Origin of the sequence: Streptomyces sp. BA2, from assembly GCF_009769735.1 — a bacterium.
In the GTDB taxonomy this organism is placed as follows: domain Bacteria; phylum Actinomycetota; class Actinomycetes; order Streptomycetales; family Streptomycetaceae; genus Streptomyces.
Map to the genome: position 1 here is coordinate 5,090,233 of NZ_WSRO01000002.1, position 12,253 is coordinate 5,102,485.

The following is a 12,253-nucleotide window of genomic DNA, read 5'->3' on the forward strand; positions in this document are numbered from 1 at the left end:
CGCCCGTCGGCCGCGTGGCGGTGGGGCAGACCCGCTGCTCAGGCAGCTCCGGCCGGATCACCATCACTACCGGCCGCGAGCCGGTCCCCGATGGCCCGAAGGCCTGCCAGGTCGTGCACGTCACCCGGCAGCGCCGTCACTTCGGTCACGGCCACCTCGGGGTGAAGCGCGGTGAAGCGGTCGCGCGTGCGCTGTTCGCGCGCGAGCAGCTGCATGCGTTCCGCGTGCAGTCGCAGCAGGCCTGCGGTCAGCTGCGCCACGGGCGGGTGTGTGTCGTGGAGTTCGGAAGGTGCGTCGGAGGGTTCTTCGGAAGCGTCAGAGCGTTCTTCAGAAGCGTCAGAGGGTTCTTCAGAAGGTGCGGGGGTCTCGGAACTGCCGGGGGCCTCGGGGGAGTCGCCGGGAGCCTCTTGTGCTGCTTCGTGGGATGCCTCATGGGAAGCCTCGCGGGAGTTACGCACTCCAACCTTCCCGTCCTCCTGATCCACAATGCGGCTCTCATCAAGATTTTCCGCGGCGGCAAGTGCCCGCTCGGCCGAGAGCTGAGCGGCGCCGCTGCTGTGCACCCTGTTGAGCACGAGACCGGCGAGCGGCATGTCGTCCGCCGCCAGGCGCTCCACGAAGTACGCCGCCTCCCTCAGGGCGTCCCGCTCCGGCGACGCCACCACCAGGAATGCCGTACCCGGCGCCTGAAGCAGCCGGTACGTGGCGTCTGCGCGGGTGCGGAAGCCGCCGAACATGGTGTCCATCGCGGCCACGAACGTCTGGACGTCACGCAGCAGTTGACCGCCGAGCAGCTTGCCCAGGGCCCCCGTCATCATCGACATCCCGACGTTCAGGAACTTCATCCCGGCCCGGCCGCCCACCTTCGCGGGGGCCATGAGCACCCGGATCAGCTTCCCGTCCAGGAAGGAGCCGAGGCGCTTCGGGGCGTCGAGGAAGTCCAGGGCCGAGCGCGAGGGCGGCGTGTCGACGACGATCAGGTCCCACTCGTCGCGGGAGCGCAGCTGCCCCAGCTTCTCCATCGCCATGTACTCCTGCGTGCCCGCGAAGCCCGCCGAAAGCGACTGGTAGAAGGGGTTGTTGAGGATCGCGCTCGCCCGCTCCTTGTCCGCGTGCGCCTCGACGATCTCGTCGAAGGTGCGCTTCATGTCGAGCATCATGGCGTGCAGTTCGCCGTCTCCGTCGACAGCCTTGACCCGGCGCGGGACGTTGTCGAGCGAGTCGATCCCCATGGACTGGGCGAGCCTGCGCGCCGGGTCGATGGTCAGGACGACGACCTTGCGGCCACGTTCGGCGGCGCGCAGGCCGAGCGCGGCCGCCGTGGTCGTCTTGCCGACGCCTCCGGAGCCGCAGCACACCACGATGCGGGTCTTCGGGTCGTCGAGCAGGGAGTCCACGTCGAGCCTGCGGGCCGGGTCCAGGGGGCGTGTCGTTTCCGGGTGTCGTGCCGGGTCCGAGGTCATGCGATCCCTGGTCATGCGATCCCTTGCTTCCGCAGTTCCGTGGCGAGTTCGTAGAGCCCCGCCAGGTCCATCCCCCCGGCCAGCAGCGGGAGTTCGTGCAGGGGGAGGCCGAGCTCGCCGAGGACGGCCCGCTGGGAGCCCTCCAGGGCGTACCGCTCGGCGTACTCGGCGGCCTGCTCCAGGAGCGGGTCGACCAGGCGCTCGGCGACGCCTCCGCGCCGGGCCCCGCCGAGCCCGGCGGCGGAGAGGGACTTGGCGATGGCGGTACGGGGGGTCTGGCCGAGCCCGAGCTCAAGGGCGGACTCGTCGAGCAGCGCGGGCCGCACCATGTTCACGATGACGCGTCCTACGGGGAGCTTGGCGGCGCGCAGCTCGGCGATCCCGTCCGCGGTCTCCTGGACGGGCATCTCTTCGAGGAGCGTCACCAAGTGGACTGCGGTCTCCGGGGACTTGAGAACGCGCATCACGGCCTGTGCCTGATTGTGTATGGGGCCGATCTTCGCAAGACCCGCGACTTCGTCGTTCACGTTCAGGAAGCGCGTGATGCGGCCGGTGGGCGGCGCGTCCATCACCACGCAGTCGTACGCGTAACGCCCGCTCTTGTCCTTGCGGCGTACGGCTTCGCAGGCCTTACCGGTCAGCAGGACGTCCCGCAGGCCCGGCGCGACGGTGGTGGCGAAGTCGATCGCGCCGAGTTTCTTGAGCGCGCGTCCGGCGCCCCCCAGTTTGTAGAACATCTGGAGGTAGTCGAGCAGCGCCAGTTCGGGATCGATGGCGAGGGCATACACCTCCCCGCCCCCGGGAGCGACGGCGATCTTCCGCTCCTCATACGGCAGCGCTTCGGTCTCGAAGAGCTGCGCGATGCCCTGTCTGCCCTCCACCTCCACGAGGAGGGTGCGCTTGCCCTCCGTCGCGAGGGCGAGCGCGAGTGCGGCGGCCACCGTGGTCTTGCCGGTACCGCCCTTGCCGCTGACGACCTGGAGCCTGCTCACACTTCCGAGCCTAACCAGTCGCCGTCCGGACTAAGCAGGAGGCCACCGTGAGCAGCGCCTCACAACGGCTACAGTCGGCCATATGACCAAGTGGGAATACGCAACCGTGCCGCTGCTCGTCCATGCCACGAAGCAGATTCTGGACACCTGGGGCGAGGACGGCTGGGAGCTCGTCCAGGTCGTCCCCGGGCCGAACAACCCTGAGCAGCTCGTGGCCTACCTGAAGCGGGAGAAGCAGGCATGAGCGGCAACGTCGAGGCGAAGCTCGCCGAACTGGGCATGACCCTGCCCGAGGTCGTGCCACCGCTCGCCGCCTACCAGCCGGCCGTCCAGTCCGGTGTGTACGTCTACACCTCGGGGCAGCTCCCGATGGTGGAGGGCAAGCTTCCGGTGACCGGCAAGGTCGGCGCGGAGGTGACCCCCGAAGAGGCCAAGGAACTGGCCCGCACGTGCGGTCTGAACGCCCTCGCCGCGGTGAAGTCCATCGCCGGTGACCTTGACCGGATCGCGCGCGTCGTGAAGGTCGTCGGCTTCGTGGCGTCGGCTCCTGACTTCACGGGGCAGCCCGCGGTGATCAACGGCACGAGCGAGCTGCTGGGCGAGGTGCTCGGCGACAAGGGCGTGCACGCCCGCAGCGCGGTCGGCGTGGCGGTCCTGCCGCTGGACGCGCCGGTCGAGGTCGAGATCCAGGTGGAACTGACCGAGGCGTAATCCAGGCTCGACGAGGCGTAACCGCTGCCTCGTGTGCTTCGTCGGCGGCCTATCGGCGGCCTTATCGGCTGCCTTGTCGGCTGCCTTCTGGCACCCGATAGTTGCCTCTCGAACATCAGCCCACTAGGGGATAGCCTCCGCCCATGGCTAATGGGCAGTGGTACCCCCCGGAGTGGCCCGACCGTATCCGTGCGCTGAGCAGCGGCGAACTGACACCTGCGACTCCGCGCCGGGCGGCCACGGTCATGCTCCTTCGGGACTCCGTGGCGGGCACCGCCGTACACATGCTGCGCAGACGCGCCTCCATGGCCTTCGCCGGAGGCGCGTACGCGTATCCGGGCGGCGGTGTGGACCCGCGCGACGACGACCACCTCGTGCGCTGGGCGGGCCCGTCCCTCGCGACGTGGGCGGCGCGTCTCGGCGTGGACGAGCCGGGCGCCCAGGCGATCGTGTGCGCCGCTGTACGCGAGACGTACGAGGAGGCGGGGGTACTGCTCGCCGGGCCCACCCCATCGACCGTGGTCGGCGACACCACGGGCGACGACTGGGAGGCGGACCGCGAGGCGCTGGTGGCCCGCGATTTCTCCTTCGCGGAGTTCCTGGACCGCAGGGGCCTGGTCCTGCGCAGCGACCTGCTCGCCGCCTGGGCGCGCTGGATCACTCCGGAGTTCGAGCCGAAGCGTTACGACACGTTCTTCTTCGTGGCGGCCCTCCCGGAGGGGCAGCGCACGCGCAACGCCTCCACGGAGGCGGACCGTACGGTGTGGATCGCTCCGGGGGAGGCGACGGCGGGGTACGACAAGGGCGACCTCCTGATGATGCCGCCCACCATCGCGACCCTGCGCCAACTGAGCCCCTACGGGTCGGCAGCGGAGACCCTGGCGGCGGCCCCGGAGCGCGATCTCACTCCGGTACTGGCGCAAGCGCGCTTCGAGGAGGGCGAGTTGGTGCTGACCTGGCCGGGCCACGAGGAGTTCACGAAGCACATCCCTGCGGGGGGCTCGGCGTGACGATGCTTGTGCTTGCTACCGGGGCCATGCTTGCCACCACGGTTGCGGCTGCGACCAGGGCCGCGCCTGCGACCAGGGCCGCGCCTGCGACCAGGGCCGCGCCTGCGACCAGGGCCGCGCCTGCGACCAGGGCCATGCTTGCCATCACGGTCATGCCTGCGGCCAAGGCCATGCTTGCCACCAGGGCCATGCCTGCGGCCAGGGCCATGCCTGGCACCAGGGCTACGCCTGCCATCACAGCTGTGCCTGCCGCCGGGGGCACGCCTGCGACCAAGGCCGCGCCTCCCATCACGGCTACGCCCGCCACCAGGGCCTTGCCTGCCACGAGGGCCACGCCCGTCACCAAGGCCGCGCCTCCCATCACGGCTACGCCCGCCACCAGGGCCATGCCTGCCACGAGGGCCACGCCTGCCTCAACGACCACGCCTCCCATCACGGCCACGCCTGCCACGAACCGGACGGGAGTCACCCCCGCATGACCGAAGCCGCCGCCCTTCCCGGCCAGCCCCGGGGCGGAGTCCTCAGCGGTCCCGCCACCGACCGCGCGGTCAACGTCCTGGCCCCGAACGCCTCCGCGATGACGCTGGACGGGACCAACACCTGGATCGTGTCCGAGCCGGACTCCGGGCTCGCGGTAGTCATCGACCCGGGGCCCCTGGACGACGTACACCTCCAGAACGTCATCGCCACGGCCGAGCAGGCCGGGCAGCGGGTCGCGCTCACCCTCCTCACCCACGGCCACCCGGACCACGCGGAGGGCGCTGCCCGCTTCGCGGAGCTGACCGGCAGCAAGGTGCGGGCCCTCGACCCCGCGCTGCGCCTCGGCGACGAGGGCCTGGGCGCGGGTGACGTGATCACGACGGGCGGCCTGGAACTCCGCGTGGTCCCGACGCCGGGCCACACCGCGGATTCCCTCTGCTTCCATCTCCCGGCCGATCAGGCGGTCCTGACGGGAGATACGGTCCTGGGCCGCGGTACGACGGTCGTGGCGCACCCTGACGGCCGCCTGGGGGACTATCTGGACTCCCTGCGGCGGCTGAGGTCCCTGACGGTCGACGACGGCGTGCACACGGTCCTGCCGGGCCACGGTCCGGTCCTGGAAGACGCCCAGGGTGCCGTCGAGTTCTACCTCGCTCACCGCGCGAACCGCCTGGCCCAGGTCGAGACAGCGGTGGAGAACGGCCACGCGGCCCCCTCGGACGTGGTCGCCCACGTCTACGCGGACGTGGACCGCTCCTTGTGGCCGGCGGCGGAACTGTCGGTGAGGGCGCAGCTGGACTACTTGCGAGAACACGGCTTGATTTAACCGGGCGTGGGCGCCTAACCGCTCAAAGATCCCCGCCGGGGAACCCACCCCACCCGGCCGGGCCGAGGCTGGGACGGCGAACACTCCCCACAGCCGGGCCGGGGCCTCCCCGCCCACCCACCCCAACTTCGCGAGGGCCCCACCCTCAGCCGGCCGGGGTCCTGGCGGACGGATACTCCCCACCCACCCACCCCATCCCGGCGGCTTGGACGGCGAACACCCTCCGCGGTCTCAAGCCGCGCCGGGGGCCTTGGCCGACGGACATTCCCCGCCCGCCCTCAGTCGGCCGGGGTCCTGGCGGACGGATACTCCCCACCCACCCACCCCATCCCGGCGGCTTGGACGGCGAACACTCCCCACCGTCCCAAGCCGCGCCGCAGGTCCTGGACGACGGACACTTCCCGCCCACCCGCCCCAACGGGCCTGGGAGCCCTGGACCGCGGACATTCCCCGCCCACCCACCCCAACCCGCGCCGGCGTCCTGGACGGTGGGCACGCCCCGCCCGCCCCAAGCCGCGCCCGGCAGGCCTGAGCGGCGGGCAGCTCCCCCCCCCCGCCCACCCCCCCCCGGTCCCCAGCCGGGAAGCCGTGCCGCACCCACCCCCCCCCACACCGCAGGGCAATCGGGTGGGTGGGTGGGAAAGCTTGTGCGGGAGCACGGATGGGCCCCGCCTCAGAACGAGGCGGGACCCATCCGCGTACGAAACAGCGTCAGCGAAAACGCATCAGCGCGACCGCTTGGCCAACCTCTCCACATCCAGCAAAATCACCGCACGCGCCTCCAGCCGAAGCCAGCCGCGCCCCGCGAAGTCCGCCAGAGCCTTGTTGACCGTCTCGCGGGAGGCGCCGACCAGCTGGGCCAGCTCTTCCTGCGTGAGGTCGTGCACGACGTGGATGCCCTCTTCGGACTGCACACCGAAGCGGCGCGACAGGTCGAGAAGGGCGCGGGCCACACGCCCGGGCACGTCGGAGAAGACCAGATCGGACATCTGGTCATTCGTCTTGCGCAGGCGCCGCGCAACGGCACGCAGCAGCGCCGCGGCCACCTCGGGCCGTGCGTTCAGCCACGGCTGAAGGTCGCCGTGGCCCAGACCGAGCAGCTTGACCTCGGTGAGCGCGGAGGCGGTGGCCGTACGCGGGCCCGGGTCGAACAGCGAGAGCTCACCGATGAGCTCGCCGGGGCCGAGCACCGCGAGCATGTTCTCGCGGCCGTCGGGTGAGGTGCGGTGAAGCTTCACCTTGCCCTCGGTGACCACGTAAAGGCGGTCTCCGGGGTCGCCCTCATGGAAAAGCGCATCCCCGCGCGCGAGCGTCACCTCACTCATGGAGGCGCGGAGCTCCGCGGCCTGCTCGTCATCGAGCGCCGCGAAGAGCGGGGCGCGCCGCAGAACGTCGTCCACGAGTTCTCTCCTTGTCGGCCTGCATCAGGGGACTGTGGTCCCCCCATTTTGCCGGACGGTCCAAACAGTGTGATCAGTCACAAGTCTGCCGCACCGGCGTCGCAAGCTGTGCGGGAGGGGGCCAATTGGGGGCCGATCCATAGGGTCCAGGGCGGATGTCAGTGTCGGGCTCTAGGCTGGCCGGGTGTCCAAAAAGCCGGTGAGAGCACAGGCCAGGAGGGCTGGGAAGGTGACCGCCCTCCCGGATTCCGCTGTGGGCGAACAGACTTCCACTGAACCAGAGAATGCGACAAAAGGGACAAAGGTGCCACCGGTGAGGAAGCCTTCGGAGAAGCATCAGGCCACAGCCGACGCGACGAAACCTACCTCGGCCACGAAGACCGCCGCCCCAGCGAAGCAGACCGCTCCAGCGAAGAAAACCGCCACCCCGGCCAAGAAAACCGCCCCGCCGAAAAAAGCTGCCCCCGCCAAGCCCAAGTCCGAGGCCAAGCCCGAGCCCGAGGCCAAGCCCAAAGCCAAAGCCAAGCCCGAGTCCCGCGCAGCCCTCGTCCGCCGAGCCCGCCGTATCAACCGCGAGCTCGCCGATGTGTACTCGTACGCCCACCCCGAGTTGGACTTCGAGAACCCCTTCGAGCTGCTCATCGCCACGGTCCTCTCCGCGCAGACCACCGACCTGCGGGTGAACCAAACGACGCCGCGCCTCTTCGCCGCGTACCCGACCCCGGAGGACCTAGCCGCCGCCAACCCCGAAGAGGTCGAGGAGTTGATCCGGCCGACCGGGTTCTTCCGGGCGAAGACCAAGTCGATCATGGGGCTCGCCACCGCCCTCAGGGACAACCACGGCGGCGAGGTCCCCGGCCGCATAGAAGACCTCGTCAAGCTGCCCGGCGTAGGACGCAAGACCGCGTTCGTCGTGCTCGGGAACGCCTTCGGAGTCCCCGGCATCACCGTGGACACCCACTTCGGACGGCTCGTCCGGCGCTGGAAGTGGACCGAGGAGACCGACCCGGTGAAGGTCGAGGCCGTCATCGCCGACCTCTTCCCGAAGAGCGAGTGGACGATGCTCTCGCACCGCGTGATCTTCCACGGCCGCCGGATCTGCCACTCCCGCAAGCCCGCCTGCGGCGCCTGCCCGATCGCCGATCTCTGCCCGTCGTACGGAGAGGGCGAGACCGACCCGGAGAAGGCGAAGAAGCTCCTGAAGTACGAGATGGGCGGCCTGCCGGGCCAGCGCCTCAAGCCCCCGCCGGACTACCCGGGGAAGGCCGCGCCCCCGCTGGGCGCCGCATGAGCGAGGAACCAACCGAGGGTCCACAGGCGTTGTCCACAGTTGGACGGGGGTGCCGATGACGCACGCGAGCGACACGAGCGAGACAACCGACACGAGCCATACGCACATGAGCGATGGGAACGGCTTCGAGGGACCCGGCGGACCCGGCGGACCCGGCGCACCCGGCAGACCCGGCGGACCCGGCGGCACAGGTCGCCCTGCACGAAGCCCATCAGGCAGCCCCAACGGACACGTGCGCCTCAGCACCGAAGGACTCCCCGCCTGGCTGGACCCCGTCGCCCGCGCCGCCGAGACCGTCCAGCCGACCCAGCTCAGCCGCTTCCTGCCCCCGGAGAGCGGCGCCGGACGCCAGTCCGCCGTGCTGATCCTCTTCGGAGAGGGCGCGCGCGGCCCCGAGCTGCTCCTGATGGAGCGTTCGGGGAGCCTGCGCTCGCACGCGGGCCAGCCCTCCTTCCCCGGCGGCTCCCTCGACCCCGAGGACGGCGATCCGCTCGCCGACGGCCCCCTGCGCGCCGCGCTGCGCGAGGCCGAGGAGGAGACCGGGCTCGACCCCCGAGGCGTCCAGCTCTTCGGCGTGCTGCCCAAGCTCTTCATCCCGGTGAGCGACTTCGTGGTGACCCCGGTGCTCGGCTGGTGGCGCACGCCCACCCCCGTCGGCGTCGTCGATCCGGCCGAGACCGCCCGCGTCTTCACGGTTCCCGTGTCCGATCTCACGGATCCCGACAACCGCGCGACGACGGTTCATCCGAGCGGCCACCGAGGCCCGGCCTTCCTCGTCGAATCCGCTCTGGTCTGGGGTTTTACGGCCGGAGTGATCGACAGAATCCTGCACTTCGCAGGCTGGGAGCGCCCCTGGGACCGCACCAAGCAGGTGCCGCTCGACTGGCGCGCATGACAAGGTTGCGGGGACGTGGCGACCGCGATGCGAGGCGAGGATTGAATCGGTGAACGTGCTGGACATCCTTTTGGTGGTCGCCGCCGTGTGGTTCGCGGTCGTCGGTTATCGCCAGGGATTCGTCGTCGGCATCCTGTCGGTGATCGGTTTCCTGGGCGGCGGACTCGTCGCGGTGTACCTGCTGCCCGTCATCTGGGCCGCCCTCACGGACGACGAGGGAGCGGTGAGCACGACGGCCGCCGTCGTCGCCGTGGTCATCGTGATCGTCTGTGCCTCCATCGGCCAGGCCTTCACCACCCACTTGGGCAACAAGCTCCGCCGGTACATCACTTGGCAGCCCGCCCGCGCCTTGGACGCCACGGGCGGCGCGCTGGTCAACGTACTGGCGATGCTCCTCGTCGCCTGGCTGATCGGCTCCGCCCTCGCGGGTACGACGCTGCCGACGGTCGGCAAGGAAGTACGCAACTCCAAGATCCTGCTCGGCGTCTCGCGCACGCTGCCCGACCAGGCCGACACCTGGTTCGCGGACTTCTCCTCGGTCCTTGCGCGCAACGGCTTCCCGCAGGTCTTCAGCCCGTTCTCGAACGAGCCCATCACCGAGGTCCAGGCCCCCGACCCCAGGCTCGCCAAGAGCGAGGTCGCCACGAAGGCCAGGCGCTCCATCGTGAAGGTGCAGGGCGAGGCCCGCGGCTGCGGCAAGGTCCTCGAAGGCACCGGCTTCGTCTTCTCCGAGCGCCGCGTGATGACCAACGCGCACGTGGTCGGCGGCGTGGACGACCCGACGGTGCAGATAGGCGGAGACGGCAGGACGTACGACGCGAAGGTCGTGCTCTACGACTGGGAGCGCGACATCGCCGTACTGGACGTGCCGACTCTCCAGGCGCCCGCGCTGCAGTTCACGTCCAAGGACGCGGTCAGCGGTGACAACGCGATCGTCGCGGGCTTCCCGGAGAACGGCCCGTACGACGTCCGCCCCGCGCGCGTGCGCGGTCGCATCACGGCCAACGGCCCGGACATCTACCACCGGGGCACCGTGCGCCGCGATGTGTACTCGCTCTACGCGACCGTCCGCCAGGGCAACTCAGGCGGCCCGCTGCTCACGCCCGAAGGCAAGGTCTACGGCGTGGTCTTCGCGAAGTCGCTCGACGACCCGGACACCGGCTATGCCCTCACCGTCGACGAGGTCCGTGAGGACATCGAGGAAGGCCGTACAGCCAACCAAGAGGTCGACAGCGAGGCTTGCGCGCTCTAGCGGGGCGCAGTCCTCTAGCGGGGCGCAGTCGGGAGAGCGGTCGGATCGTCGCGCGGAAGCGTTGGGACCAGTCGCGTGGAAGCGATCGGATCCAGTCGCGCGGAAGCGATCGGATCAGTCGCGCGTATGCCTCAGCCGCGCCGAGACCCAGCGGGCCCTGCGGCGCAGGATGTGGGGAATGCCGATGCCTTGAGCAGGGCCCTCATGGCCCGGATCGTGCGGACCGCCCCTCTCACGGCTGTTCAGCGCTGTGGCCGAGCGGCGGTTGCGTGCTGCGTCACTGTAGTCGTGCGTCCAGCCCATACCCGGACGTGTGCCCGTGCCCCAAGGTCGGTAATCGCGCCCACGGGCCCCAATTGGCCTATGCGGGAGGCAATTGGCCGTTCGAAGGACAGGTGTTCGCACGGCACCGAATCGGGGCTCGGCGAACCTACCGGTCCGGCTCGGGATCCTTCAGCCAGTTCACCAGCTCGGTCGAGAAAGCGACAGGGTCCTCCTCCTGCGGGAAGTGCCCCAGACCGTCGAACAGCCGCCAACGGTAAGGCGCTTCGACGTACTCGCCCGATCCGGCCGCGCTGCGTGTGCGCATCACGGGGTCGAGCGATCCGTGCAGATGCAGCGTGGGAACCCGTACGGGCCGCTTCATGCGCCGGTTGAACTGGATGCCGTCGGGGCGGGCCATCGACCGCACCATCCAGCGGTACGGCTCGATCGAGCAGTGCGCCGTCGACGGAATCGTCATGGCACGGCGGTACGTCTCCACCGACTCGTCGTCCGGGAGCCGCGGCCCCGACCAGTCCCGCACCAGACGCCCCACCAGAGCGGCGTCGTCCGCGACGAGTTGACGCTCCGGCACCCACGGCCGCTGGAAGCCCCACACGTACGAGGCCGCGGAGGTCTGCTTGCGGTCCGACAGCATCGCCGAGCGCCAGCGCCGCGGGTGCGGCATCGAGGAGACGGCGAGGCGGCGCACCAGCTTGGGCCGCATCACGGCCGCCGTCCACGCGAGGTATCCGCCGAGGTCGTGCCCGACGAGCGCGGCGTCCGGCTCACCGAGCGACCGGACGACGCCCGTGATGTCGAGCGCGAGGTTCGCCGGGTCGTAACCACGCGGCGTACGGTCGCTGCCGCCCATGCCCCGCAGGTCCATCGCGACCGCACGGAAGCCCGCGTCGGCGAGTGCCACCATCTGATGCCGCCAGGTCCACCAGAACTGCGGGAAGCCGTGCAGGAGCAGCACGAGCGGCCCGTCGCCCATCTCGGCGATGTGGAAGCGGGCGCCGTTGGCGGCGACGTCCCGGTGGGTCCACGGTCCTTCGATGCGTACGAGTGACGTCGGTTGGGCCGGATGGGGGGCGGGCGTGGCAGGGTCCGTCATGAAGACGAGCGTGCCACAGCCGCAGCCTTCTCACTGCCACGGTCGAGGGTGGCACCCACGGCGGGTGCGGGGCCCACCGAACGCGGGTGCGGCTTGACGTTCTGCAGTACGGCAGCCGTCTCCTTGGCCGAAGCGGCGGCCTTCTGCGGGCCCTTGCCCTTCTTGGCCTTCTTCGCGAAGACGACGCCGATCAGTGCGAGCACCCCGGCGACCAGCACATTCGCCGCGAAGGAGAGCACGAAGCAGATCGCCATGTTCCAGCCGCTCCAGGTGCGGATGCCGTACGCCAGGGCGAAGCTCAGCATCGGCAGCGAGAAGATCAGCACCGTCCCGGCTGCTGCGAACGCGGCGCCGCCGACCGCACCCCGCTTGACGTCCTGCCGCAGCTGGGCCTTGGCCAGCGCGATCTCGTCGTGCACAAGCGCGGACATCTCGCTGGTCGCCGTGGAGACCAGCTGGCCGAGGCTGCGTTCGGTGCCGACGGGCCCGTCGGGTGTGCTCATCGCTTCTCCCCTTCTCCGTAAGTCTGCGTAAGCGTGCTCACGAAGTCTGCGT

The 12,253-nt window shown here is 70.3% G+C and carries 14 protein-coding genes; 7 read left to right on the forward strand and 7 right to left on the reverse strand.

Annotation, left to right across the window (positions count from 1 at the left end; genetic code table 11):
- Positions 1 to 38: 38 nt before the first annotated feature.
- Together E5671_RS25695 and E5671_RS25700 are read right to left on the reverse strand one after the other, a co-directional pair.
- Complete coding sequence (locus tag E5671_RS25695) at positions 39 to 1,478, reverse strand: ArsA-related P-loop ATPase (RefSeq protein WP_443032693.1); 1,440 nt, start codon at positions 1,476 to 1,478, stop codon at positions 39 to 41.
- On the reverse strand, positions 1,475 to 2,455 hold the full coding sequence (locus E5671_RS25700; protein ID WP_160506291.1) for an ArsA-related P-loop ATPase: 981 nt from the start codon (positions 2,453 to 2,455) through the stop codon (positions 1,475 to 1,477). Before E5671_RS25700 ends, E5671_RS25695 begins: the two co-directional genes overlap by 4 nt.
- Before the next feature lie 82 nt (positions 2,456 to 2,537).
- Here E5671_RS25700 and E5671_RS25705 point away from each other — a divergent pair, with 82 nt between their 5' ends.
- The 3 genes from E5671_RS25705 to E5671_RS25715 all read left to right on the forward strand — a co-directional run bounded on the left by E5671_RS25705 (position 2,538) and on the right by E5671_RS25715 (position 4,176).
- Positions 2,538 to 2,699, forward strand: coding sequence for a DUF4177 domain-containing protein (locus E5671_RS25705; RefSeq protein WP_003975360.1), 162 nt, complete (start codon positions 2,538 to 2,540; stop codon positions 2,697 to 2,699).
- Positions 2,696 to 3,166, forward strand: a complete 471-nt coding sequence (locus E5671_RS25710; protein WP_160506292.1) for a RidA family protein — start codon at positions 2,696 to 2,698, stop codon at positions 3,164 to 3,166. Before E5671_RS25705 ends, E5671_RS25710 begins: the two co-directional genes overlap by 4 nt.
- A gap of 143 nt (positions 3,167 to 3,309) precedes the next feature.
- Positions 3,310 to 4,176 carry an NUDIX hydrolase gene (locus E5671_RS25715; protein WP_160506293.1) on the forward strand — a complete coding sequence of 289 codons (867 nt, stop codon included), beginning with the start codon at positions 3,310 to 3,312 and terminating at the stop codon, positions 4,174 to 4,176.
- On the opposite strand, the gene E5671_RS25720 is transcribed toward E5671_RS25715, so the two are convergent.
- Positions 4,142 to 4,627, reverse strand: a complete 486-nt coding sequence (locus E5671_RS25720) for a hypothetical protein (RefSeq protein ID WP_160506294.1) — start codon at positions 4,625 to 4,627, stop codon at positions 4,142 to 4,144. The genes E5671_RS25715 and E5671_RS25720 overlap by 35 nt on opposite strands.
- Before the next feature lie 24 nt (positions 4,628 to 4,651).
- Between E5671_RS25720 and E5671_RS25725 the strand changes: the two genes are divergently transcribed.
- Positions 4,652 to 5,482, forward strand: a complete 831-nt coding sequence (locus E5671_RS25725; RefSeq protein WP_160506295.1) for an MBL fold metallo-hydrolase — start codon at positions 4,652 to 4,654, stop codon at positions 5,480 to 5,482.
- 725 nt (positions 5,483 to 6,207) lie between these two features.
- Here E5671_RS25725 and E5671_RS25730 read toward each other — a convergent pair.
- Complete coding sequence (locus tag E5671_RS25730; protein ID WP_016642758.1) at positions 6,208 to 6,882, reverse strand: Crp/Fnr family transcriptional regulator; 675 nt, start codon at positions 6,880 to 6,882, stop codon at positions 6,208 to 6,210.
- Between the two features lie 313 nt (positions 6,883 to 7,195).
- Here E5671_RS25730 and nth point away from each other — a divergent pair, with 313 nt between their 5' ends.
- Genes nth through E5671_RS25745 form a run of 3 tightly spaced genes read left to right on the forward strand, consistent with a single transcriptional unit; the run spans position 7,196 to position 10,320 of the window.
- A complete protein-coding gene (gene nth, locus E5671_RS25735) occupies positions 7,196 to 8,173 on the forward strand; it encodes an endonuclease III (protein ID WP_336605844.1) in 978 nt (325 codons plus the stop codon).
- A 55-nt stretch (positions 8,174 to 8,228) separates the two neighbouring features.
- Positions 8,229 to 9,068: an NUDIX hydrolase gene (locus E5671_RS25740; protein WP_237330241.1), complete on the forward strand. Its 840-nt coding sequence runs from the start codon at positions 8,229 to 8,231 to the stop codon at positions 9,066 to 9,068.
- Positions 9,069 to 9,117: 49 nt separating this feature from the next.
- Complete coding sequence (locus tag E5671_RS25745) at positions 9,118 to 10,320, forward strand: MarP family serine protease (RefSeq protein WP_160506297.1); 1,203 nt, start codon at positions 9,118 to 9,120, stop codon at positions 10,318 to 10,320.
- Between the two features lie 114 nt (positions 10,321 to 10,434).
- Here E5671_RS25745 and E5671_RS46395 read toward each other — a convergent pair whose 3' ends face one another.
- The 3 genes from E5671_RS46395 to E5671_RS25755 all read right to left on the reverse strand — a co-directional run bounded on the left by E5671_RS46395 (position 10,435) and on the right by E5671_RS25755 (position 12,201).
- The gene (locus E5671_RS46395) at positions 10,435 to 10,623 is read right to left on the reverse strand and encodes a hypothetical protein (RefSeq protein WP_237330242.1); all 189 of its coding nucleotides are present in this window, start codon (positions 10,621 to 10,623) and stop codon (positions 10,435 to 10,437) included.
- Positions 10,624 to 10,750: 127 nt separating this feature from the next.
- Entirely contained in the window at positions 10,751 to 11,698 is a 948-nt protein-coding gene (locus E5671_RS25750) for an alpha/beta fold hydrolase (RefSeq protein WP_160506298.1), read from the reverse strand.
- The gene (locus E5671_RS25755) at positions 11,695 to 12,201 is read right to left on the reverse strand and encodes a phage holin family protein (RefSeq protein WP_160506299.1); all 507 of its coding nucleotides are present in this window, start codon (positions 12,199 to 12,201) and stop codon (positions 11,695 to 11,697) included. The genes E5671_RS25750 and E5671_RS25755 overlap by 4 nt, the downstream gene beginning before the upstream one ends.
- Positions 12,202 to 12,253 lie beyond the last annotated feature (52 nt).

Excerpts from the sequence above, each read along its gene's own strand:
- E5671_RS25695 (WP_443032693.1), bottom strand. The coding sequence starts at position 1,478 with ATGACCAGGGATCGCATGACCTCGGACCCGGCACGACACCCGGAAACG.
- E5671_RS25705 (WP_003975360.1), top strand. The coding sequence starts at position 2,538 with ATGACCAAGTGGGAATACGCAACCGTGCCGCTGCTCGTCCATGCCACG.
- E5671_RS25710 (WP_160506292.1), top strand. The coding sequence starts at position 2,696 with ATGAGCGGCAACGTCGAGGCGAAGCTCGCCGAACTGGGCATGACCCTG.
- E5671_RS25715 (WP_160506293.1), top strand. The coding sequence starts at position 3,310 with ATGGCTAATGGGCAGTGGTACCCCCCGGAGTGGCCCGACCGTATCCGT.
- E5671_RS25725 (WP_160506295.1), top strand. The coding sequence starts at position 4,652 with ATGACCGAAGCCGCCGCCCTTCCCGGCCAGCCCCGGGGCGGAGTCCTC.
- E5671_RS25740 (WP_237330241.1), top strand. The coding sequence starts at position 8,229 with ATGACGCACGCGAGCGACACGAGCGAGACAACCGACACGAGCCATACG.
- E5671_RS46395 (WP_237330242.1), bottom strand. The coding sequence starts at position 10,623 with ATGGGCTGGACGCACGACTACAGTGACGCAGCACGCAACCGCCGCTCG.
- E5671_RS25750 (WP_160506298.1), bottom strand. The coding sequence starts at position 11,698 with ATGACGGACCCTGCCACGCCCGCCCCCCATCCGGCCCAACCGACGTCA.
- E5671_RS25755 (WP_160506299.1), bottom strand. The coding sequence starts at position 12,201 with ATGAGCACACCCGACGGGCCCGTCGGCACCGAACGCAGCCTCGGCCAG.